The organism is Rhodoferax sp. RT4P68, from assembly GCF_056521305.1.
On sequence record NZ_JBWMBB010000006.1, the window covers coordinates 48,247 to 69,937 of the forward strand.

19 protein-coding genes are annotated in these 21,691 nt (G+C 66.2%); 16 read left to right on the forward strand and 3 right to left on the reverse strand.

What is annotated here, in order from left to right; genetic code table 11:
- Positions 1-68: 68 nt before the first annotated feature.
- Complete coding sequence (locus tag AC099J_RS14530; protein WP_479615984.1) at positions 69-1,010, reverse strand: LysR family transcriptional regulator; 942 nt, start codon at positions 1,008-1,010, stop codon at positions 69-71.
- A 103-nt stretch (positions 1,011-1,113) separates the two neighbouring features.
- On the opposite strand from AC099J_RS14530, the gene AC099J_RS14535 reads away from it, so the two are divergent.
- The 3 genes from AC099J_RS14535 to AC099J_RS14545 are packed head-to-tail and all read left to right on the forward strand — an operon-like array spanning position 1,114 to position 4,305.
- Positions 1,114-2,064, forward strand: coding sequence for a hydroxymethylglutaryl-CoA lyase (locus AC099J_RS14535; RefSeq protein WP_479615985.1), 951 nt, complete (start codon positions 1,114-1,116; stop codon positions 2,062-2,064).
- 17 nt (positions 2,065-2,081) lie between these two features.
- Complete coding sequence (locus AC099J_RS14540) at positions 2,082-3,305, forward strand: CaiB/BaiF CoA transferase family protein (protein WP_479615986.1); 1,224 nt, start codon at positions 2,082-2,084, stop codon at positions 3,303-3,305.
- A gap of 28 nt (positions 3,306-3,333) precedes the next feature.
- Positions 3,334-4,305 (forward strand): tripartite tricarboxylate transporter substrate binding protein, encoded by a 972-nt coding sequence (locus AC099J_RS14545; protein ID WP_479615987.1) that lies wholly within the window; start codon positions 3,334-3,336, stop codon positions 4,303-4,305.
- 77 nt (positions 4,306-4,382) lie between these two features.
- On the opposite strand, the gene AC099J_RS14550 is transcribed toward AC099J_RS14545, so the two are convergent.
- Complete coding sequence (locus tag AC099J_RS14550) at positions 4,383-5,744, reverse strand: class II 3-deoxy-7-phosphoheptulonate synthase (RefSeq protein ID WP_479615988.1); 1,362 nt, start codon at positions 5,742-5,744, stop codon at positions 4,383-4,385.
- Between the two features lie 50 nt (positions 5,745-5,794).
- Positions 5,795-6,703 carry a LysR family transcriptional regulator gene (locus tag AC099J_RS14555; RefSeq protein ID WP_479615989.1) on the reverse strand — a complete coding sequence of 303 codons (909 nt, stop codon included), beginning with the start codon at positions 6,701-6,703 and terminating at the stop codon, positions 5,795-5,797.
- Between the two features lie 164 nt (positions 6,704-6,867).
- Here AC099J_RS14555 and gtdA point away from each other — a divergent pair, with 164 nt between their 5' ends.
- The 13 genes from gtdA to AC099J_RS14620 all read left to right on the forward strand — a co-directional run bounded on the left by gtdA (position 6,868) and on the right by AC099J_RS14620 (position 21,689).
- Complete coding sequence (gene gtdA, locus AC099J_RS14560) at positions 6,868-7,905, forward strand: gentisate 1,2-dioxygenase (protein WP_479615990.1); 1,038 nt, start codon at positions 6,868-6,870, stop codon at positions 7,903-7,905.
- Positions 7,906-7,988: 83 nt separating this feature from the next.
- Entirely contained in the window at positions 7,989-8,693 is a 705-nt protein-coding gene (locus AC099J_RS14565) for a fumarylacetoacetate hydrolase family protein (protein ID WP_479615991.1), read from the forward strand.
- Positions 8,694-8,721: 28 nt separating this feature from the next.
- Positions 8,722-9,948 (forward strand): 3-hydroxybenzoate 6-monooxygenase, encoded by a 1,227-nt coding sequence (locus tag AC099J_RS14570; protein ID WP_479615992.1) that lies wholly within the window; start codon positions 8,722-8,724, stop codon positions 9,946-9,948.
- The gene (locus tag AC099J_RS14575; protein ID WP_479615993.1) at positions 9,945-10,931 is read left to right on the forward strand and encodes a Bug family tripartite tricarboxylate transporter substrate binding protein; all 987 of its coding nucleotides are present in this window, start codon (positions 9,945-9,947) and stop codon (positions 10,929-10,931) included. The genes AC099J_RS14570 and AC099J_RS14575 overlap by 4 nt, the downstream gene beginning before the upstream one ends.
- Positions 10,932-11,269: 338 nt before the next feature.
- Positions 11,270-12,217 (forward strand): substrate-binding domain-containing protein, encoded by a 948-nt coding sequence (locus tag AC099J_RS14580; RefSeq protein ID WP_479615994.1) that lies wholly within the window; start codon positions 11,270-11,272, stop codon positions 12,215-12,217.
- Positions 12,218-12,219: 2 nt separating this feature from the next.
- A complete protein-coding gene (locus tag AC099J_RS14585; protein WP_479615995.1) occupies positions 12,220-13,752 on the forward strand; it encodes a sugar ABC transporter ATP-binding protein in 1,533 nt (510 codons plus the stop codon).
- Positions 13,753-13,810: 58 nt separating this feature from the next.
- Positions 13,811-14,785, forward strand: a complete 975-nt coding sequence (locus AC099J_RS14590; protein WP_479615996.1) for an ABC transporter permease — start codon at positions 13,811-13,813, stop codon at positions 14,783-14,785.
- A 4-nt stretch (positions 14,786-14,789) separates the two neighbouring features.
- Positions 14,790-15,800, forward strand: a complete 1,011-nt coding sequence (locus AC099J_RS14595; protein ID WP_479615997.1) for a LacI family DNA-binding transcriptional regulator — start codon at positions 14,790-14,792, stop codon at positions 15,798-15,800.
- Positions 15,797-16,732, forward strand: coding sequence for a ribokinase (gene rbsK, locus AC099J_RS14600; RefSeq protein WP_479615998.1), 936 nt, complete (start codon positions 15,797-15,799; stop codon positions 16,730-16,732). The genes AC099J_RS14595 and rbsK overlap by 4 nt, the downstream gene beginning before the upstream one ends.
- Entirely contained in the window at positions 16,729-17,115 is a 387-nt protein-coding gene (gene rbsD, locus AC099J_RS14605) for a D-ribose pyranase (protein WP_479615999.1), read from the forward strand. The genes rbsK and rbsD overlap by 4 nt, the downstream gene beginning before the upstream one ends.
- A 377-nt stretch (positions 17,116-17,492) precedes the next feature.
- Entirely contained in the window at positions 17,493-18,509 is a 1,017-nt protein-coding gene (locus AC099J_RS14610) for a DGQHR domain-containing protein (protein WP_479616000.1), read from the forward strand.
- A 191-nt stretch (positions 18,510-18,700) separates the two neighbouring features.
- Positions 18,701-19,522 carry a hypothetical protein gene (locus AC099J_RS14615; RefSeq protein ID WP_479616001.1) on the forward strand — a complete coding sequence of 274 codons (822 nt, stop codon included), beginning with the start codon at positions 18,701-18,703 and terminating at the stop codon, positions 19,520-19,522.
- A 490-nt stretch (positions 19,523-20,012) separates the two neighbouring features.
- Complete coding sequence (locus tag AC099J_RS14620) at positions 20,013-21,689, forward strand: M48 family metalloprotease (protein WP_479616002.1); 1,677 nt, start codon at positions 20,013-20,015, stop codon at positions 21,687-21,689.
- Positions 21,690-21,691 lie beyond the last annotated feature (2 nt).

Consider the following 21,691-nt stretch of genomic DNA (forward strand, 5'->3'; position numbering starts at 1 on the left):
GAACTCGACGCGACCAGATCACGCCGCTGCGCGGGTGGCGCGCCTGACGACGGGCCGCCCGGGGCCGGCTAGCGTGCCGCAGGCCGCACGGCCGCCGCGGCCGCCGCGCGCGCCTGCAGATGCACCAGCAACAGCCGCGCCGCAGGCGACAGCAGCGCCGCATCGCGCAGGCAGATCGCAAACCGCCGCGTCGCCCAGGCATTGGTCAGCTGCACGATGCGCAGGCCCGCCCCCGGTTCGCCTGCCCCGGCGTACGGGCGGGCGATCTCCCCTGGCACGATCGCCACACCCAGCCCGGCCTGCACGCAGCGCAGCGCTGCATCGAAGCTGGAGACCACGGCCCGGTAGTGCAGCGGTTTGCCGATGATGGCCGCAGCCCGCGCCAGCATCGTGTGCACCGCCGTCGAGGCCGGCAGCCCCACGTGCTCGTGGTCCAGCGTCTGCGCGAAGCTGCACTGCAGCGCCTGCGCGAGCGGATGCGCGGGGTGCGCCGCGATCGCCAGGTGGTCGCTGTGGTAGGGCCGCGTCTGCAGTCCCTCCAGGTCTGCCGCATCCCAGCAGACGCCGAGCGGGGCCAGGCCCTCGCGGACGGCGGCGACCAGGTCGGTGCTGGTGCGCTCCTCCAGATCGACCCGGATCTGCGCGTTCTCGGGCGCCTGCAGGAAGGCCGCGATGTCGTCGGGCAGGCCCTCGGCAATCGAGGAGACAGAGGCCAGCACCCGCACCTGCCCCTTGATGCCGTGACGGTAGGCCGCCATGTCCCGCGCCACGCGGTCGGCGGTGGCCAGCATGGCGCGGGCGTGCTCCAGCAGGATCTCGCCCGCCGCCGTCGGCACCACGCCACGCCGGTGGCGTTCCAGCAGCGGCGCCTGCACCTGCTGCTCCAGCAAGGCCAGACGCTTGCTGATGGCGGAGGCGCCGATGTGCTCTTGCTCGCCCGCGCGGGCCAGATTGCGCTTGTCGCACGCGGCCACGAACAAGCGCAGGGTCGTCAGATCGAGGTCATACATGGCGTGTGTTTCCGGTTGGGCATGTCTGGGCGGAAAAATTGTCGCTTCAGTGCTTGGATGGTGAAGTCTAAAGTCGCACCCACCCCAAGAGGAGACAAGCGAGATGACATCCCTTCCCCCCCACGTCGTGGTGCGCGAGGTCGGCCTGCGCGACGGGCTGCAAAGCCTCCAGACCGTACTCGCCACCGCGCGCAAGATCGAATGGATCCGTGATGCCTATGCGGCCGGCCAGCGCGAGATCGAGGTCGGCTCCTTCGTGCCGGCGCGGCTGCTGCCGCAGCTGGCCGACACGGCCGAGCTGGTGAGCTACGCCAAGACGCTACCCGGCCTGGTGGTCTCCGTCCTGGTGCCCAACCTGCGTGGCGCCGAGGCCGCCATCGCCAGCCAGGCCGACCTGATGCTGGTCCCTCTGTCAGCCAGCCACGCGCACAGCCTAGCCAACCTGCGCAAGACGCCGGACGACGTGGTGGCCGAGGTGGCGAAGATGCGCGCCGCCCGCGATGCCGCCGGCTCGAAGACGCTGATCGAAGGCGGCATCGGCACCGCCTTCGGCTGCACGCTCCAGGGCCGCGTCGAGCCGGCTGAGGTGCTGCGCTGCATGCAGGCCCTGCTGGACGCCGGCGCCGACCGCGTCAGCATCGCCGACACCGTGGGCTATGCCGGCCCGGCGGCCGTGCGCGACCTATTCGAGCAGGCCCGCGCCATCGCCGGCGAGCGCTTTTGCTGCGGCCACTTCCACGACACGCGCGGGCTGGCGCTGGCCAACGTCTACGCTGCGCTGCAGACCGGGGTGGCCCGCTTCGACGCCACGCTGGCCGGCATCGGCGGCTGCCCCCACGCACCCGGCGCCAGTGGCAATGCATCCAGTGAAGACCTGGCCTTTTTGCTGGCTGACGCCGGCATCGACACCGGCATCGACCTGCCGCGCCTGCTGGTCCTGCGCGAGAAAGTCGCCGGGTGGCTGCGCGATGCGGGCGAGGGCGACAGCCTGCACGGCACGCTGTGGCGCGCCGGCCTGCCCAAGACCTTCCAGCCAGAAGCCGCTACCGCCTGAATCCACGAAAGCACTCCATGCACGCCGAACAGAACGCCCCGCACGCCAGCGCCACCGCCAAGGCGCCCCTGCCGCTCACCGGCGCGAACGCCGATGCAGCCTTGCCGTTGGCCGGTATCCGTGTCCTCGAATTCACCCACATGGTCATGGGCCCCACCTGCGGCATGATCCTGGCCGACCTGGGCGCCGAGGTCATTAAGGTCGAGCCGCCCGGCGGGGACAAGACGCGCAAGCTGCCTGGCCTGGGGATAGGCTTCTTCCGCAGCTTCAACCGCAACAAGAAGAGCATCGTGCTGGACATCACGACCGATGAGGGGCGTGCCACAGCCGCCGAGCTGGCCGGCTCCTGCGATGTGGTGCTGGAGAACTTTCGGCCCGGGCTCATGGAGAAGCTGGGCCTGGACCACGCCACGCTGTCGCAGCGCTTCCCGCACCTGATCTACGTGACGCACAAGGGCTTCCTGCCCGGCCCCTACGAGAAGCGGCTGGCGCTGGACGAGGTGGTGCAGATGATGGGTGGCCTGTCGTACATGACCGGCCCGGTCGGCCGGCCGCTGCGTGCCGGCACCAGCGTGAACGACATCATGGGCGGCATGTTCGGCGCCATCGGCGTGCTGGCCGCGCTGCGCGAGCGCGACCGCACGGGCCTGGGCCAGGAAGTGCAGAGCGCGTTGTTCGAAAACTGCGTGTTTCTTTCGTCCCAGCACATGCAGCAGTTCCTGATGACAGGCGAGCCGCCGCCGCCGATGCCCTCGCGCATCTCGGCCTGGAGCGTGTACGACGTGTTCACGCTGGCCGGGGGCGAGCAGCTGTTCATCGGCGCTGTCAGCGACAAGCAATTCGTCACGCTGTGCAAGGTGCTGCAGCGCGAAGACCTGCTGCAGCTGCCCGGCTTCGGCGACAACGCCTCGCGCGTGGCCATCCGCCCGCAACTGCTGGCTGTGCTGGGCGAGATCCTGTTGCACCACCAAGCCGATGAACTCTCACCCAAGCTGGAGGCCGCCGGCATCCCCTACGCGCCCATCATGCGGCCCGAACAGCTATGCGACGACCCGCACCTGAAGCAGAGCGGTGGCCTGGTGCCCATGGCCACCGACGAGGGCGGCGTGACCGAGGCGGTGCTGCTGCCCATCCTCATGGGCGGGCGCCGGCCCGGCGTGCGCATGCCGCTGCCCAAGGTGGGCGAGCACACGGACGAGATTCTGGGCGCGCTGCGGCAGCATGCCGCGCACAGCGCCTGATGCATTGATTGAAGAAACGGAGACCACCATGACGACTTCCCACGCCACTCTCACGCGCCGCACGCTGCTGTCGGCCACCGCACTGCTGGCCTTGCCCAGCTTCGCCCAGAGCGACAAGCCGGTGCGCTTGATCTTGCCGATCAGCGCCGGCTCCGGCGTCGACACGATTGCCCGCGCCTCTTCGGTCGCCATCGGCAAGGCCCTGGGCCATCCGCTGGTGGTGGAGAACCTGCCCGGCGCCGGCGGCATCACCGGTGCCTCGGCGGTGGCCAAGGCCGCGCCCGACGGGTTCACGCTGGGCCTGTTCTCCAACAACCACGTCATCAACCCGGCCGTCTACAAGAAGATGCCGTTCGATGCCGTGGCCGACTTCACGCCCATCAGCATCGTCGGCGCCACGCCTTTGGTGCTGGTGGCCGGCAAGGCCGTGCCGGCCAGCAACGTGAAGGAGCTGATCGCGCTGGTCAAGGCCAAGCCGGACGACTTCAACTACGCCTCGTCCGGCAACGGCACCATCATCCATTTGGCCGGCGAGATGTTTGTCGAGCAGGCCGGGCTGAAGGTGCGCCACATCCCCTACAAAGGCACGGGGCCGATGGTCAACGACCTGCTGGGCGGCCAGGTGCAGTTCGGTGTGGTCGCGCTGCCAGCGATCCAGGCGCACATCAAGAGCGGTGCGGTCAAAGCCCTCGGCCTGTGCGGCGCCACGCGTTCGCCGGCCGCGCCGGACATCCCGACGATTGCCGAGCAGGGTTTGCCGGACTACGACGTGGAGGGCTGGTTCGCCGTGGTCGGCCCGGCCAAGCTGCCGGCGGCGGACATCAAGCGCGTGCACGAGGCATTCGTCAAAGGCTTTGCCAGCCCGGAGGTGGCCGACGCCATGGCCAGACAGGGCAACGTCATCAAGCCCACGTCGCCGGAAGATGCCGCGAAGTTCTTTCGCAGCGAGGCCGCGCGCTATGCGGCGCTGGCCAAAAAGGCCAACGTCTCGCTGGATTGACCGGCCCAATCAGCCGGCCCAATCAGCCGGCCCAATCAGCCGGCCCGAATCAGCCGGCCCGAATCAGCCGGCCCGAATCAGCCGGCCCGCGCCGCCTTCAGCACATCGGCGATCTGGAACGCCAGCTCCAGGCTTTGCGAGCCATTCAGTCGCGGGTCGCAGGCACTGCGGTAGCGGCTGCTGAGGCCCTCGTCGGTCAGTGCCTGCGCGCCGCCGCGGCACTCGGTCACATCCTGCCCCGTCATCTCGAAGTGCAGGCCGCCCGCGCACGTTCCTTCTTGCGCATGCGCGGCGAAGAAGCCGCGCATCTCGGCCAGGATGCGTTCGAAGTCGCGCGTCTTGTAGCCGTTCGATGAGGTCACCGTGTTGCCGTGCATCGGGTCGCAGCACCACACCGGCTTGCGGCCCGCACGGCGCACGGCGCGCAGCAGCGCAGGCAGGCGCTCGGCTACCTTGTCGCTGCCCATGCGGCTGATCAGCACGATGCGCCCGGGCTGCTGGTCCGGGTCCAGCCGGTCCAGGAGACGCAGCACATCGTCGGCACTGGCGGTGGGGCCGAGCTTCACGCCGACGGGGTTGCCGATGCCGCGCAGGTACTCGATGTGCGCACCGTCCAGCCCGCGCGTGCGCTCGCCCAGCCACAGCATGTGGGCCGAGCCGCCATACCAGCTGCCTGTGCGTTCGTCATAGCGCGTCAGCGCCTGCTCGTAGTGCAGGTGCAGCGCTTCGTGCGAGGTGTAGAACTCCACCGCGTGCAGCTGCGGCGCGCGCGTCGCATCGAAGCCGCAGGCCTCCATGAACGCCAGCGATTCGGTGATGCGGTTGGCCAGCTCTTCGAAGCGCGTGCCCTGCGGGCTGGTGCGCACGAAGTCGGCCGTCCAGCGGTGCACCTCGTGCAGGTCGGCAAAGCCGCCCTGGGCCAGTGCGCGCAGCTGGTTGAGCGTGGTCGTCGAATGCGCGTAGGCGGTGAGCAAGCGCGCCGGGTCGGGCGTGCGGTCCTGCGCCGTGAACGGGCTGCCGTTGATGATGTCGCCGCGGTAAGAGGGCAGGGTGGTGCCGTCCACCGTCTCGACGTCCGAGGAGCGCGGCTTGGCGAATTGCCCGGCAATGCGGCCCAGCTTGACGACCGGGCAGGCGGCCGCATAGGTCAGCACCACGGCCATCTGCAGGATCACGCGGAAGGTCGATTCCACCGCCTCCTGGCCGAAGTCGTCGAAGCTCTCGGCGCAGTCCCCGCCCTGCAGCAGAAAGGCCTCGCCGCGCGCCACGGCGCCCAGGCGCGTGCGCAGCTGCGCGATCTCGCCCGGAAAGATCAGCGCCGGCAGCGTGGACAAACGCTGCTCGGTGGCGCGCAGCGCGGCCTCGTCCGCATAGGTCGGCAACTGCAGCGCGGGGCGGTCGCGCCAGGAGGAAGGGGTCCAGTGGTTGAGCGTGTGCATGGTGTGAGCTTATGCCGTTTGGCTGGCCCTGGATTTACCGGCCAGCCCTGTCACGGCCTGGCCCGGTCGCCGCTGAACAATTCCGCCATCGTCCGCCGCAACCACGCATTGCCATCGTCCGCATGAAAGCGCGCATGCCAGTGCTGGCGCACCGCATAGTCGGGCAGCGCGAACGGTGGCTCGATCAGCTTGACGGCCTCTTGCGTCGCCAGAATTTCGCCGAGGATGCGCGGCACGATGACCAGCAGCTCGGTGCGCGCCACGATGCGTGCCACGCCGAGGAAGCTCGAGAGCTGCACCACCACGCGCCGCTCGATGCCCTGGCGCGCGATCACCTTGTCGACGATGGCGTGTCCGGTGCCCGACGAGCCCACGACGGCGTGCGCCTCCGCCGCGAAGGCCTTGCGCGTGATGCGCGCGCCGACGCGCGGGTGGTTCTGTGCCACCAGGCAGACGAAGTTCTGGCGGAACAGGGTCTGGCCGTAGAAGCCCGTCTCCAGCAGCGGCATGAAGCCCACGGCCAGGTCGATCTCGCCATCCTCCAGCCGACGCGCGCTGGCGGCTGAGACGATCTCGGTTTCGATCAGGACGTGCGGGGCCGCGCGGCGCAGGTGCTCCACCAGCCGTGGCAGCAGCACCACCTCGCTGATGTCGGTCAGGCAGATGCGAAAGCGGCGTTGCGCGCGCAGCGGGTCGAACGCCTCGCGACTGTTGCGGGCCTGCTCCAGCTGGGCCAGTGCCTCGCGCAGGGCCGGCTGGATCTTCTGCGCATGCGGTGTCGGCTGCATGCCGAGCGAAGTGCGCTCGAACAGGCGGTCGTCAAAGTGGGCGCGCAGCTTGTTCAGCGCGGTGCTGGCGGCGGCTTGCGCCATGCCCAGGCGGTCAGCGGCCTGCGATACGCTGGCCGTCTGCCAGATGCCGTCGAACACCTTGAGCCATTCGAGGTCGAGTTTGGACATTGCATGTCTCCATGGCTTGGGTCGGCTGCTGTGGTGCGGTTCAGATCTCGATGGCGCAGTATTCAAAAAAGCAATGCCAAGTATCCGCCAGCAAGCTTGCTGCAATAGAACCCCGAGCCAACAATCACGCCACTGACACAGATCAACATCCCCGGAGACACCACATGACAACGCCGAACGCCCGCCAGGCCTACTACGACCGCATCCGCCCGCTGCACCTCACGCCCCTGTGGGAATCGCTGCACGCCCTGGTGCCGCGCGAGCCACAGAGCCCCTGTGTGCCGGCACTGTGGCGTTACGAGGCGATCAAGCCGTTCCTGATGGAGTCGGCCACGCTGATCACCGCTGAAGAGGCCGTGCGACGCGTGCTGGTGCTGGAGAACCCGGCCATCCCCGGGCGCTCGTCCATCACGCAGTCGCTGTACGCCGGCCTGCAGCTGATCATGCCGGGCGAGGTGGCGCCGGCGCACCGGCACACGCAGTCGGCGCTGCGTTTCATCGTGGACGGGCAGGGTGCGTACACCACGGTGGGCGGTGAGCGCACCACCATGTACCCGGGCGACTTCATCATCACGCCGTCGTGGGCCTGGCACGACCATGGCAACGAAGGCGTGGCCGGTGCGGCCGAGCCGGTGGTCTGGCTGGACGGGCTGGACATCCCCATGCTGCGCTTCTTCGACGCCGGCTTTGCCGAGAACGCCGACGCCATGTCGCAAGAGGTGGCCGTGCCCGAGGGCCACAGCTTCGCGCGCTTCGGCCACAACATGGCGCCGGTCAAACACCGCCACCGCTCGCCGACTTCGCCGATCTTCAGCTACCCCTATGCCCGCAGCCGCGAAGCGCTGGCCGCGCTGGCACGGGGCGAGGCGCCGGACCCGTGGCACGGCCACAAGCTGGCCTATGTGAACCCTCTGACCGGCGGCTCGCCGATGCCGACGATCCAGCCCTTCCTGCAGCTGCTGCCCCAGGGCTTCGCCGGCCAGGTGCACCGGCAGACCGATGGCGCGATCTACAGCGTGGTCGAGGGCCAGGGCACGGCCACCATCGGCGGCGAGCGCTTCGCGTTCGGGCCGCGTGACACCTTCGTCGTGCCGTCGTGGGCGCCGCTGCAACTGGCGGCCAGTGACGAGGCCGTGCTGTTCAGCTACTCCGATCGGCCCGTGCAGAACGCCATGGGCGTCCTGCGCGAGCGTTTCGAGTAGCCCGCATCCACACCCGCCGGCCTGCGCCGGCACCCCTTTTTTTTCAACCCCGGATGCCGCCACAGCGCGGCAGGAGACCACGCATGTCCTACGTTTTCGCCCCCACCCCCACGGTCGGCCTGCCGGTCACCGGCAGCGACCAGCTGTTCCCCGTGCGCCGCGTCTACTGCGTCGGCCGCAACTACGCGGCCCATGCGCGGGAGATGGGCTTCGACCCCGACCGCGAGCCGCCGTTCTTCTTCTGCAAGCCGAACGACGACGCATCGGTCGTGCCGGTCGCTGCCGGCAGCACGGCCACCATTCCGTACCCGCCGCTGACGCGCAACTACCACTACGAGGCCGAGCTGGTCGTGGCCATCGGCAAGGGCGGCAACAACATCCCGGTCGATCAGGCCGCCGAGCACATCTACGGCTACGCCGTGGGCCTGGACATGACGCGCCGCGACCTGCAGATGAAGATGCGCGAAGCCGGCCGGCCGTGGGAGATCGGCAAGGCGTTCGATTTCTCGGCCCCTGTCGGCCCTCTGCGCACGCTGGCTGCGGGCGGTGAAGTCAGCGCTGGTGCCATCACGCTGGAGGTCGATGGCCAGGTGCGTCAGAGCAGCGACGTGCGCAACCTGATCTGGTCGGTCGGCGAGGTGATTGCCAACCTGTCCACGCTGTTCACGCTACAGCCCGGCGACCTGATCTTCACCGGCACGCCCGAGGGTGTGGGCGCGGTGGAACGCGGCCAGACCATGACGGTGCGCATCGACGGCTTTGCGCCGCTCGTGGTGCGTGTCGATTGATGTCGTGACGAGACCCGAGGAGACAACCATGAACAAGACTGAACGACTCCCCGTGCTGGTGGCCGGTGGCGGCATCGGCGGCATCGCGGCGGCACTGGCCCTGGTGCGGCGCGGCTTCGACGTGCAGGTGCTGGAGCAGGCCCCAGAGCTTGGCGAGATCGGGGCCGGCATCCAGCTCGGCCCCAACGCCTTCGCCGCGTTCGACGCGCTGGGCATCGGCGAGATCGCCCGTGCCCGCGCCGTCTACACCGACGAGATGGTCATGCACGACGCGCTGGACGAGACGCTGGTGGGCCGCATTCCGACCGGCGAGGCCTTTCGCCAACGCTTTGGCAACCCCTATGCCGTGATCCACCGCGCCGATGTGCATGGCGCGCTGCTGGAGGGCGCGCAGGCCACCGGCCGCATCCAGGTCGCCACCGGCACCCAGGTGCAGCGCGTGGAGCAGGACGCGCAGGGCGTGACCGTGGTCGACGCGACAGGCCGGCGCCACCGCGGCCAGGCGCTGATCGCCGCCGACGGAGTGAAGTCAGCCGTGCGCCGGCAATACGTGGGCGACGAGGCGCGTGTCTCGGGCCACGTGGTCTACCGCGCAGTGGTCGAGAAGAACGACTTTCCCGAAGACCTGCGCTGGAACGCCGCCGCCATCTGGGTCGGCCCCAACTGCCACCTGGTGCACTACCCGCTGCGCGGCGGCGAGCAGTACAACGTGGTCGTCACCTTTCACAGCCGCGAGCAGGAGGAGTGGAGCGTGCGCGAGGGCAGCCGCGCCGAAGTGCTGAGCTACTTCGAAGGCATCAGCGCCCGCGCGCGCCAGTTGATCGAGTTGCCCAAGGACTGGAAGCGCTGGGCCACGGCCGACCGCGAGCCCATCAGCCAGTGGGTGTACGACCGCGCCGCGCTGCTGGGTGATGCCGCCCATCCCACGCTGCAGTACCTGGCGCAGGGCGCCTGCATGGCGATGGAGGATGCCGTGACGCTGGGCGAGGCGCTGGGCCGGCACGACAACGACTTCGTGAAGGCCTTTGCGCTGTATCAGACTTCACGCGTGGCGCGCACCGCACGCGTGGTACTGTCCGCGCGCGAAATGGGCCGCATCTTTCACGCGAAGGGCGTGGAGCGCCAAGTGCGCAATGCGCTGTGGACGGGCCGCACGCCAGAGCGCTATTACGACGCCATGGAATGGCTGTATGGCTGGACGGCCGACAACTGCCTGGCCCCCCTGATTGCAACTTCGGAGACAACGACACCATGAACAAACGCAACGCCCTCATCCGCCTGACCGCCCTGTCCGCCCTGTGCTGCACAGGCACCGCCGCGCTGGCCCAGGCCACCGACTACCCGACCAAGCCGGTCAACATCATCACGCCCTTTGCCGCGGGCAGCGGCCCCGACGCGGTGATGCGGATGGTGGGCGACAAGCTGGGCCGCTTGTGGAATCAGCGCGTGACCATCGACAACAAGCCCGGTGGCGGCGGCTTCATCGCCATCGACCAGGCGCGCCGCGCGGCCCCCGACGGCTACACCCTGCTGCAGCTGGACAGCGAACATGTGGCCGCCCTGCCGCACCTGTACAAGTCGAAGAACTTCGTCACGCTGCAGCATTTCGACCCGGTGGCCTCGCTGTTCCGCACGCCATTCTTCGTCGCGGTGGGCACCGACTCCAAGTACAAGACCATGGGCGATCTGATCGCCGACGCCAAGGCCCGGCCGGACAAGATCGTCTACGGCTCCTGGGGCGTGGGCAGCCCCGGCCACCTGGGCGGCCAGCAGGTCGACGCGCTGGCCGGCACGCAGATGCAGCACGCACCGTTCCGCGAGGTGTCGCAGCTGTTCACCAACGTGGCCACGGGCGAAGTGCCGTGGAGCTTCGCCTCGATCCCGTCCAGCCAGGGCATCTACAAGACCGGCAAGCTGCGCTACATCGCCGTGGCCGCGGCCAAGCGCGTGCCGCAGATGCCGGATGTGCCGACCATGGCCGAATCCGGCGGGCCGGCGGGGCTGGAGGTCAACTCGTTTGTCAGCTTGCTGGCGCCCAAGGGCATGCCGGCTGCGTTGCAGGCGAAGATCAACGCCGATGTGGCCAAGGTGATTGCCGACCCGGAGATCCGCGCGCGCTTCGACACCTTCGCGTTCGAGCCGCTGGCCTGGTCGCCGCAAGAGATTGCGCGGCAGGCGGAGATCAAGTCCAAGGTCTACGGCGAGCTGGTGAAGCGCGGGAACATCAGCCTGGAGTGAGGCGTTGACGACCGCGAAGCGCGGCGCCCGTGCGGGTGTGGCCATGGCCGCTTCATCCAAAAATGGATGCACGAGCGCGGGCCGATTTCCACAATCGCGGCAGTACTTCGAAAGAGTACCCATGAGGGCGGCACCTGGCAGGTGCTGTATTTGCCGCAAGGCGCCGACATCTGTTTCCGGTTGCGGCTGACCCGCTGACCTGCGGACTGCGCCCTGAATGGCGCCGCCAACCTTTCGTAACCTTCTCGCGGGAAACCCCTGATCGCAAACGTTTGCGCAATCGTTTTTGTCTTCCTATATTGGCTGCTTTCCAACGCAGCACAACAAGGAGACAGCCCATGCGTTCGACCCGCCGCACCCTGACCACCACGTTGGCCCTGGCCGGCCTGCTGGCCGCCACGCCCACCTGGGCGCAGAGCCCGCCCAAGGTGGCCCTGGTCATGAAGTCGCTGGCCAATGAGTTCTTCCTGACCATGGAAGAAGGCGCCAAGGCGCACCAAAAGGCCAACGCCAAGCAGTACACGCTGGTGGCCAACGGCATCAAGGACGAGACCGACGCGGCCGCCCAGATCCGCATCGTCGAGCAGATGGTGGCGCAGAAGGTCGACGCGCTGGTGATCGCCCCGGCCGACTCCAAAGCCCTGGTTCCCGCCATCAAGGCGGCCGCCGACAAGGGCGTGCTGATCGTCAACATCGACAACCAGCTGGACCCGGCGGCACTGAAGGAAAAGGGCCTGTCCGTGCCCTTCGTCGGCCCGGACAACCGCGCCGGCGCCAAGCTGGTGGGCGATGCGCTGGCCAAGACGCTCAAGGCGGGCGACAAGGTCGGCATCATCGAAGGCGTGTCCACCACCTTCAATGCCCAGCAGCGCACGCTGGGCTACCAGGATGCGATGAAGGCCGCCGGCGTGACCGTGGTGGGCGTGCAGTCGGGCCAGTGGGAGATCGACAAGGGCAACCAGGTGGCCTCCAGCATGATGCGCGAGCACCCCGATCTGAAGGCCCTGCTGGCCGGCAACGACAGCATGGCGCTGGGTGCCGTGGCAGCGGTCAAGGCCGCTGGCAAGACTGGCAAGGTCACCGTGGTGGGCTACGACAACATCAGCGCGATCAAGCCCATGCTGAAAGACGGGCGGCTGCTGGCCACGGCCGACCAGTTCGCGGCCAAGCAGGCGGTGTTCGGCATTGAGACGGCTCTGAAGGCCCTGGCCGCCAAGACGCCGCAATCGGGCATGCCGGCCGAGATCAAGACCGACGTGGTGCTGGTCACCAAGGACAGCAAGTAAGCATGGCGGCACTTTCTGTGCTGTCGCTGCAGGGCATCGGCAAGGACTACGCCGCCACCGTGCTCGACGGCGTGAGCCTGGATCTGCACGCCGGCCAAGTGCTGGCGCTGACGGGCGAGAACGGCGCGGGCAAGAGCACGCTGTCCAAGATCGTCTGCGGCCTGGTGGCGCCCACGCGCGGCAGCATGCAGCTGGGCGGCCAGCCGTTCGTGCCGCGTTCGCGCCGCGAGGCCGAGGCCCAGGGCGTGCGCATGGTGATGCAGGAGCTGGGCCTGGTGCCCACGCTGACCGTGGCCGAGAACCTGCTGCTGGGCCGCCTGCCGCAGCGCGCCGGCTTCGTGCAGAAGAGCCGGCTGCGTGCGCTGGCCGAGCGGCAGCTGGCCCGCATCGGCCTTGTCGACATCGACCCCGACACGCCGGTCGCGCAACTGGGCATCGGCCACCAGCAGATGGTGGAGATCGCGCGCAACCTGCAGGACGACACGCGCGTGCTGATCCTGGACGAACCCACGGCCATGCTGACCGCACGCGAGTCCGAGCGCCTGTTCGCCCAGATCGCCCAGCTGTCTGCAGCGGGCGTGGCGCTGGTCTATGTGTCGCACCGGCTGGAGGAGCTGCGGCGCATCTGCGACCAGGTGGCCGTGCTGCGCGATGGCCGGCTGGTCGACGCGCGGCCCATGGCCGGCGTCAGCGAGGCCGACCTGGTGCAACGCATGATCGGCCGCGCGCTGGACGACGACGCGGACCGCGCGCGCCGCCCGGTTGGCCCGGTGAAGCTGCGGGTGCGCGATCTGGGCCGCGGCCAGGCAGTGCAGGGCGTGAGCCTGGACCTGCACGCCGGCGAGGTGTTCGGCCTGGCCGGCCTGGTCGGCTCCGGCCGCACCGAGCTGCTGCGCCTGATCTACGGTGCCGACCAGGCGGACCGCGGCAGCGTCGAGCTGCTGGCGGCCAACGGCCAGGCCGCGCCGCGCTGGTCCAGCCCCATCCAGGCCGTGCGCCAGCGCATCGGCCTGGTCAGCGAAGACCGCAAGTCCGAAGGCCTGCTGCTGCCGCAACCCATCCGCGTCAACACCACGCTGAGCGACCTGCCGGCCGTGGCACGCGGCGGATGGCTGCAGCCGGGGCGCGAACGCGCCATCGTGCAGGCCCTGGTGCGCAAGCTGCGCGTGCGCTGCCAGGGCGAAGAGCAGGCGGTGTCCGCCTTGTCCGGCGGCAATCAGCAGAAGGTGGTGTTCGCGCGCTGGCTGCACCGCGACTGCGAGGTGCTGCTGCTGGACGAGCCCACGCGCGGCGTGGACGTGGGCGCGCGCGCCGACCTGTACGCCGAGCTGGAACACATGGCCGCCGACGGCCGCGCGCTGCTGATGGTCTCCAGCGATCTGCGCGAGCTGATGGCCATGTGCGACCGCATCGGCGTGATGAGCGGCGGGCGCCTGGTGCAGGTGTTCGAGCGCGGCGCCTGGACCGAGCGATCCCTGCTGGCGGCTGCATTCAGCGGCGTCAGCGAACCACGACACGAGGGGGCCTCTGCATGAGCGCGCGCCGGGCCGCCCCAAGCAAGCTCGCCCCGAAGGCGAAGCCGGAGGATTTTCAATGAGTGCCGCAGCAAGCACGACGCCGCGCAGCGGCCTGAACGCCCAGCTGGGCACCTACCTGGGCCTGGCCGTCGTGCTGCTGGGCATGGTGGCGCTGTTCAGCAGCCTCTCCGAGTACTTCTTCACCGCCGACACCTTCGTCGCCATCGTCAACGAGATCCCGGCGCTGGCGGTGATGGCGGTGGGCATGACTTTCGTGCTGATCATCGCGGGCATCGACCTGTCGGTCGGCTCGGTGCTGGCACTTAGCGCGGCGCTGAGCGCGATGGCCGTGCTGCAGTGGGGCTGGGGCACGCTGCCCGCCGCGCTGCTGGGCCTGGGCGCTGGTGCGCTGTGCGGCCTGGTGCTGGGCTCGGTCTCGGTGGCCTGGCGGCTGCCGTCCTTCATCGTGTCGCTGGGCATGCTGGAGGTGGTGCGCGGCTCGGCGTATCTCGTCACCGGCTCGCGCACCCAGTATGTGGGCGAGCGCATTGCCGGGCTGGCGGCGCCGCTGGTGGGCGGCGTGTCGGTGGCCTTCCTGCTGGCGGTGGCACTGGTCATCGTCGGCCAGCTGGTGCTCACGCGCACCGTGTTCGGCCGCAGCGTGGTGGGCATCGGCACCAACGAGGAGGCCATGCGCCTGGCCGGCGTGGACCCGCGGCCGGTGCGCATCATCGTGTTCACGCTGACCGGCCTGCTGGCCGGCCTGGCCGGGCTGATGCAGGCTGCCCGCATGGAGGCGGCCGACCCGAACGCGGGGCAGGGCATGGAGCTGCGCGTGATCGCGGCCGTGGTGATCGGCGGCACCAGCCTGATGGGCGGGCGCGGCTCGGTGGTCAACACCTTCATCGGCGTGCTGATCATCGCGGTGCTGGAGGCCGGGCTGGCCCAGGTCGGCGCCAGCGAGCCCAGCAAGCGCATCATCACCGGCTGCGTGATCGTGGTCGCGGTGATCGTCGACACGCTGCGCCAACGGCGCGCCAACAAGGGTTGAACCGATGGCCACCATCAAGGACGTGGCACGCCACGCCAATGTCTCGGTGACCACCGTCTCGCACGTGGTCAACAAGACCCGCTTTGTCAGCGAAGAGGGCCGCGCGCGCGTGGAGCAGGCCATCCGCGACCTGGGCTACGTGCCCAGCGCGGTGGCGCGCAGCCTGCAACGCAGTGCCACCCACACGCTGGGCATGCTGATCCCGAACAGCTCCAACCCCTATTTCGCCGAGATCGTGCGCGGCATCGAAGACCGCTGTTTTGGCGCCGGCTACAACCTCTTGCTGTGCAACACCGACGACGAGCCGCGCCGCCAGGGCATGGTGCTGCAGGTGCTGGCCGAGCGCCGGGTCGACGGGCTGATCGTGGTCTCGTCCGGCGAAGACCCGGCGCTGCCCGGTCTGCTGGCCGGCCTGCGCATTCCCACCGTGATGGTGGACCGCGAGATCGACACCTTGCCCTGCGATCTGGTGGAGACCGCCCACATGCAGGGCGCGCTGCTGGCCGTGCAGCACCTGACCACGCTGGGCCACCGGCGCATCGCCTGCATCGGCGGCCCGGCCGGCGTGGCCACGGCCGAGCAGCGTGCCGAGGGCTGGCGCCTGGCGCTGGCCGGCCTCGGCCTGCCCACGGCCGGCCTGCTGCAGCCGGGCGACTTCACCAGCGAAGGCGGCTATGCCGCGATGCACGCCATCCTGCGGCAGACGCCGCGGCCCAGCGCGGTGTTCGTAGCCAACGACCTGATGGCCATCGGCGCGCTGTGCGCCGCGCACGAATGCGGCGTGGCCGTGCCGGACGATCTGTCGCTGGTCGGCTTTGACGACATCGAACTGGCGCGCTTCGCCTGCCCGCCGCTCACCACCGTGGCCCAGCCCAAGCAGCGCATCGCCTCGATGGCGGTGGACATGCTGCTCGAGCGCATCGAAGGCCGCCGCCAGGACGCGCGCAAGGTGGTGTTGCAGCCGGAGCTGCGCGTGCGTGCGTCGACGGCGCCGTACCGGGGAGAGCGCGGATGACGGTCCAGCCCACCATCGTCGTGCTTGGCAGCCTGAACATGGATTTGCTGCTGCGCGTGCCGCGCGCCCCCGAGGCCGGCGAGACACTGACCGGCCATTCGCTGGCGCTGCTGCCGGGCGGCAAGGGTGGCAACCAGGCCGTGAGCTGCGCGCGCCAGGGGGCCTTGGTGCGGTTGCTCGCCCGTATCGGGCGCGATGCCGACGGCGAGGCCTTGTCCGCTGCGCTGGCCATGGACGGCATTGCGCTCGACGGTCTGCAGATCGACGACAACGAGCCCACCGGCCGCGCGCTGGTGATGGTGGAGGACTCGGCGCAGAACCGCATCGTGGTGCTGCCCGGTGCCAACGGCAAGCTGGAATTCGAGGGCTACACCCCCGTGTGGCACAGCGCCCAGTTCCTTGTCACGCAGCTGGAAACGCCGTTGCCGGTGGTCTTGCAGGCGGTCGCCGCGGCGCACCGGGCCGGCTGCCGCGTGCTGCTCAATCCCTCGCCGATGCAGCCACTGCCCGATGAACTGTGGCCGCAGCTGGACACGCTGGTGGTCAACGAGGTGGAGGCCGCGGCCTATGCCGGCTGCGAGGTCGCCACGCCCGCGCAGGCCGCCGCCGCCGGCCAGGCGCTGCGCGCGCGCGGCGTGGGGCGCGTGGTCGTCACGCTGGGCGCGCAGGGCGCCGTGATCGTGGAGCAGGGCGGTTGCCGTTTCCAGCCGGCGCTGCAGGTGCAGGCCGTCGACACCACGGCGGCGGGCGACACCTTTGCCGGCGCCGTGGCCGTGGCGCTGGCCCAGGGGCAGGATCTGGCGCAGGCCACGGCGCGCGGCGTGCGTGCCGCCGCCGTGTGCGTGACACGCCTGGGCGCGCAGGTCTCCATCCCCACGGCGGCCGAGGTCGATGCCCAGCCCGAACCACCCATTGCCCAGGATCTGCCATGAAGCGCACCACATTGCTGCACGCCGAACTCTCGCGCGTGATCGCCGGCATGGGCCACGGCGACCTGCTGGTGATCGGCGATGCGGGCCTGCCGATCCCGCCGGGGCCGCAGTGCATCGACCTCGCCGTGATGCGCGGCGTGCCCTCATTCGCCGACGTGCTGACCGCTGTATTGAGCGAGCTGCAGGTGGAGCGGGCGGTGGTGGCGCAGGAGGCGGCGGCCGGCCAGGTGCCCGGCTGGGCTGCGCCGCTGGCGCCTGCCGCCGTCGAGGTGGTGACGCATGCCCAACTCAAGCAGCTGTGCGCGGGCGCCAGGGCGATGGTGCGCACGGGCGAGTGCACGCCGTATGCGAACGTGCTGCTCTATGCGGGTGTGGCGTTCTGACCTGTAAGGTTTGGCCAAGTGGTGCGGCGCGTGGCGACGGGGCACAGGTCGTTCGAGGCTGGCTGGGCCGGTGCGCCGCGGACCGCTCTCGGCCAGGAGCTGTCCGTCGCCATGGCCTGCTTTCCGGCAACTCGCTGCCAGACTTCGAACAATGCGGCGTCTTCACTAGACGGCGACTTCACTAGCTGGCAAACGTCGGGAGTGCGAGGTGGCAGTCTGATAAGGCCTCGCGGCCCATCCGCAGCCTTGACTTCTCCGTGCGGGCGCGCAAACACCTGAGGGCTTGGCGCAGGTATCGGACGCAAGCAGTGGGGCGAAACTCTCTTGTAGACTTCTCTCAACAGAGCGCCAAATAACTGCGTGCTGAAGGAGAAAAAATGGCGACCCAATCCGCATCTGCGCCAACAAAGAAGATCATCCGAAAAAAGGCGACTACCTATCCTGCCTTGCTGATGACACAGAACAAGCATCGTTTTTACTTTACGACGATCCCAGTCGACGATCTGTTCAGTTATTGCTTCGTTGCAAAGCGAGACGAGGATCCTGTGGCAGGATTTCAGCGCGCCTTAAACGAGTCGCGCGCTGACGACATTGCAAGCTATCTTGCTGCTGGGACTGGTTCGATCCCGAGCAACATTGTCTTGTCTGCTCAACCGAATGCAACTTTCCTCTACAACCGGAAAACGAAATCTATTTCTTTCTCGCGCGAGCCGTCAGCCTTCTTGGTTTTGGATGGGCAACATAGACTTTGGGGTTACCAGAAATGTTCTGTTCGTCACAGAGTCCCAGTCGCTATCTACGAGGGCCTAACGCGTGCAGAAGAGACGAAATTGTTCATCGACATTAACACGACGCAGAGGGGTGTGCCTGCGGCGCTACTGCTTGATATCAAAGAACTCGCTGACGTCGAAGACGCGAAAGAACATACGCTCCGTCAGATCTTTGACCGCTTGAACACCGATTCGCAATCACCCCTCGCCGGAAAACTCAGCGCTTCCAAGTCGCTTGCGAACCGCATCTCAAGGGTGACATTCAACCGCGCAGTGGGTCCGATTCTGACTTCCGGTGTTGCTCTCGACGCTGGTGCAGAGAACAGATATAGGCTAATTCTTAACTTTCTCAACGCGTGGGATGCCGAAATTCCAGAGAAGTCACTACTTCTGCGGTCGGCCTTTTTCGAATCGATTTTTGAACTTTTCGGCGAAGTGATCCAGAGTACCTTGACCTCGAAGAAAAACGTTAAGCAGGCGATGATTCAAGCAACCATTCGACCGTTGGCTCGTCTTAGCTACTTCGGAACCGGTGGCAGGGTACTTTTGTCGAAGAAGGCAATCGTTGCGATCATGCAGTCCACCCTGAGAAAGACCGCTCCCATTTCGGCTGAGATGTTGTGAGCTTGCCTCAAAGCGCTCTTTGGCAGCGAATTCGCCAACGGGCTTTAGACGCAGTGCCGCCCGGGGCAAACGTCAGTTTCAAGAGCCCACTAACGCTAGCTGCATGGCAAGCGCGCGGCACTTATACAGTCGCATCAGCAACATCAACTAGGTTCTCCATAGCGGCCTCTCCAACTGACTTTGGAGGTGCATTGATCTCTGATGCCGCATACCACTTGGATCATGCGCTTGAGCATCAGGTTTCATTGATGAAGACGTTAGCGAGTTCAGAGTGGAACAGCCCAGCTTGGCAAGTGGTCACATTTTACTACTGGGCATACTTCGCAGCTATGGGTTTTTCGAGGATGGTCGGGCATGCTCTTTGGTTCGTCACTCCCGATGTGGCTAAGCAATTTACTAAGCTAGCGCCGACAGGTTCAATGTCGATGGGCAAAGGAACCTACGAGGTAATCTGCGGTGGTGCGATAAGCGCTGGAACGCGCGAGATTCTGCTTGTGAAGCGTCAGCGTCGCGTTCACGAGCAACTTTGGACCACTGTGTTCGGACTCTTTAAGGCCATATACGCCGAGGTTGGGTCGGGCGTAGCTTCCCCTCAAGAGGAGAGGCTTTTCATGGCGATCATCGCCTCGTCGGCGGTTCTTGGTGATGACTGGCCGAGCGCTTTGCGCAATGCAGTGAACTACAGACCGGGATTTGCATACACGGCACCGCGCTTCAAGAGCAGCCTGGATACCTTTACCTACCTTTCCACGGGCGCGCAAACCGTTGATGGACTGATTGACCGATTGGAAAACAACACGATTCTGATGCGGAGCGATCCTAGCGTAGAGCGGCAGCCAAAGCTCGCGGCGAGGATGCTTATAGATCTGACGCTTCTCTTGAGTCGCATCGCGCACTCGCTTCATGACGAGATCGTTGATCGAAGCGGTCTAGATCGACGCTGGCTAGTTAGCAAGAATCGGTTCGCACAACAGCGCGGATTGCTTAACGACGGTGCGCCATGGCCGTGTTGACGTGACATGCCACCACGGTTTGTAGAGAACACATCAGTAGCGTAGTCGCAAAGTTGATTTCTTGTAATGCCACAGTCGGTTGGGATCAAGCGCCGAATGTCGTATATCAGGCAAACGTTCTGCAGCCTCGACCGACTCCCCAGGGCGCAAAGTTGCCGGCGACGATGACCCGCTGTCGGCCAGGAGCGGGTGCCGGTCAGCGGCGGCTTCGACGTTGTTCGTTTCGTATCACTGAGCGCAGAACGCACTTCGCCATAGTCCACCAAGGCAGCGCGGAGAACTTGGCTTAGCATGATCTCGGCGGCTGCGCATCCCTACCATTTAGGATGCTTTCGCAAACTGAACTGAAAGAGCCTGTGGGACAATCGGGATAGTGCCCAAGCCCACAACATGCGAATGAGCGATGGCGTGGGAACGCGGGTCCGTTCATCGCTCAGTTCCTTGCTTTGCCCTCAGTGGACGAAACCTCTATAACAAGGTAGGAGTGGACATGTCCTTAAAGAAGCCGTCGTCTGCTGCCGTCTCTATGCTTAGAGATTTGCAAGAGCATGCGCGCACTGACTTCAAGTCTCTCTCAGTTCTGGACGAATCTGCCGCAGATAATCTCACGGCGGTGATGGCATACCGTCATCTAGCTTACTCAAATATCGAGATTCAACAGCTTGAAGAGTACAGGGCTGGCATTCGAAGTTCTATCCAAGACGCGCTGAAGCTTGAGAGGCCAACTCCCTACCAGGATCCACTAGATTATCAGTTGATCTGCAACCTCGACGAAAGACTCAGGAAGATAGTCTCCGAGGTATCCAATCACGGGCTCCATTCCGGAGTGCTTCTCGGGAGCCTGCCGATTGGTCAGTGTAATGCGCTCACCCTTTGCCTAGATGAGAGATCTGAAGAATACCTGATACTTTTTCAGACCGGCATCTTCGGTTCACTTAATCTGTTAGCTGCAGCACTTTTCAGCGAGTGGCCGGAACACTCGGACGGCCTCCCGCTATCGCCTGACCGCGATAAACTCGTTCGTGCGGTAAGACAGAACAAATTGCTGCACCAGCAGTTCCTCCAGGCGCTAAACGGAATTCTGATAGTAGGTGATCCGCGAAAGATAATCCCACCCGCGCTATCACCCATAAAGTCCGCGTCGAAGGAAGGACTACTCGGATTCGCGGAGCTATTCGTGCTTGCCCACGAATACGGTCACATCCGGCGAGGTGACTTCGGCCAAGAACGAAGGGTAGAAGCAAAGATCGGGAATAGGGCCTTGACGATTGCCGCCAGATCTCACCAAGAAGAGTTTGCCGCCGACATGCACGCGGAAGAATGGATTACGCGAGCCGGAACGGCCGACCCAATGCACATAATACATTGTTTTCAAGGCATTGCATTCTTCTTTGCATGTCAGATCGTTCTAGAGAATGCAATGGCGGCTATACCTGCGCGCAACGCTGGTCACTTAGCTAGAGATACCCATCCTTCGCCTACCGATCGATTTGACGCACTCATAGAAGTATTAGGCTTTCAGATTGGATACAAGAGCGCAAGAGTGATCCGCGAAGGTTGCCTAACCGCCTATGCGGTTTTCGAGGCTCTGTGGGAGTCCGTCAGGCAGGAATGGATTGTTGCAGTCAAGCGACCGGAATTTGCAATTGCGGAGATCTGGCGAGGTGCTGTTGAGTGCCAACTCCGGCCTCGGGAGAGATTCGAAGAGACAGCACCAGATCCTCTAGCAATGCAGCTTCTCGGTTTTGAGCTTAAGGAGATGGAAGGGCACAAAGGAGAGGCGTTCCTTCAGCTGTTGCATCTCGGGGACAAAGACCGCAATAAATCACTCTCCGCAGCGCGGTGGGTAGTTGAACAACCCCATCTTATTGTCCTGTGCTTGATTCACGAATTTTCGGCCGGTGAGGTCGTGCGTCGGGATGGACTTACCGACTATCTTGTTACTGAGTTTCCGGGAATCGAACGCTGGCTCACACAGCTTCGCTTTGTTCTTAGTCGTTACCGGGGAAATCCTGATATATTGGGTGTGCCCGCAGTTATGCCAGAATTCATGACCGGTTGCGAATTTTTGGTCTCGATTGCACAGAAGAAAATCGCCGGCGCTGAGCCTGACTATTTGCGACTCTTGTTCGAAGCTGCAAGGCGTGCGCATCATTCCGCGACCTAATC

Excerpts from the sequence above, each read along its gene's own strand:
- AC099J_RS14530 (WP_479615984.1), bottom strand. The coding sequence starts at position 1,010 with ATGTATGACCTCGATCTGACGACCCTGCGCTTGTTCGTGGCCGCGTGC.
- AC099J_RS14540 (WP_479615986.1), top strand. The coding sequence starts at position 2,082 with ATGCACGCCGAACAGAACGCCCCGCACGCCAGCGCCACCGCCAAGGCG.
- rbsD (WP_479615999.1), top strand. The coding sequence starts at position 16,729 with ATGAAGCGCACCACATTGCTGCACGCCGAACTCTCGCGCGTGATCGCC.
- AC099J_RS14550 (WP_479615988.1), bottom strand. The coding sequence starts at position 5,744 with ATGCACACGCTCAACCACTGGACCCCTTCCTCCTGGCGCGACCGCCCC.
- AC099J_RS14565 (WP_479615991.1), top strand. The coding sequence starts at position 7,989 with ATGTCCTACGTTTTCGCCCCCACCCCCACGGTCGGCCTGCCGGTCACC.
- gtdA (WP_479615990.1), top strand. The coding sequence starts at position 6,868 with ATGACAACGCCGAACGCCCGCCAGGCCTACTACGACCGCATCCGCCCG.
- AC099J_RS14555 (WP_479615989.1), bottom strand. The coding sequence starts at position 6,703 with ATGTCCAAACTCGACCTCGAATGGCTCAAGGTGTTCGACGGCATCTGG.
- AC099J_RS14610 (WP_479616000.1), top strand. The coding sequence starts at position 17,493 with ATGGCGACCCAATCCGCATCTGCGCCAACAAAGAAGATCATCCGAAAA.
- AC099J_RS14535 (WP_479615985.1), top strand. The coding sequence starts at position 1,114 with ATGACATCCCTTCCCCCCCACGTCGTGGTGCGCGAGGTCGGCCTGCGC.
- rbsK (WP_479615998.1), top strand. The coding sequence starts at position 15,797 with ATGACGGTCCAGCCCACCATCGTCGTGCTTGGCAGCCTGAACATGGAT.
- AC099J_RS14620 (WP_479616002.1), top strand. The coding sequence starts at position 20,013 with ATGTCCTTAAAGAAGCCGTCGTCTGCTGCCGTCTCTATGCTTAGAGAT.
- AC099J_RS14570 (WP_479615992.1), top strand. The coding sequence starts at position 8,722 with ATGAACAAGACTGAACGACTCCCCGTGCTGGTGGCCGGTGGCGGCATC.
- AC099J_RS14545 (WP_479615987.1), top strand. The coding sequence starts at position 3,334 with ATGACGACTTCCCACGCCACTCTCACGCGCCGCACGCTGCTGTCGGCC.
- AC099J_RS14595 (WP_479615997.1), top strand. The coding sequence starts at position 14,790 with ATGGCCACCATCAAGGACGTGGCACGCCACGCCAATGTCTCGGTGACC.
- AC099J_RS14585 (WP_479615995.1), top strand. The coding sequence starts at position 12,220 with ATGGCGGCACTTTCTGTGCTGTCGCTGCAGGGCATCGGCAAGGACTAC.
- AC099J_RS14575 (WP_479615993.1), top strand. The coding sequence starts at position 9,945 with ATGAACAAACGCAACGCCCTCATCCGCCTGACCGCCCTGTCCGCCCTG.
- AC099J_RS14590 (WP_479615996.1), top strand. The coding sequence starts at position 13,811 with ATGAGTGCCGCAGCAAGCACGACGCCGCGCAGCGGCCTGAACGCCCAG.
- AC099J_RS14580 (WP_479615994.1), top strand. The coding sequence starts at position 11,270 with ATGCGTTCGACCCGCCGCACCCTGACCACCACGTTGGCCCTGGCCGGC.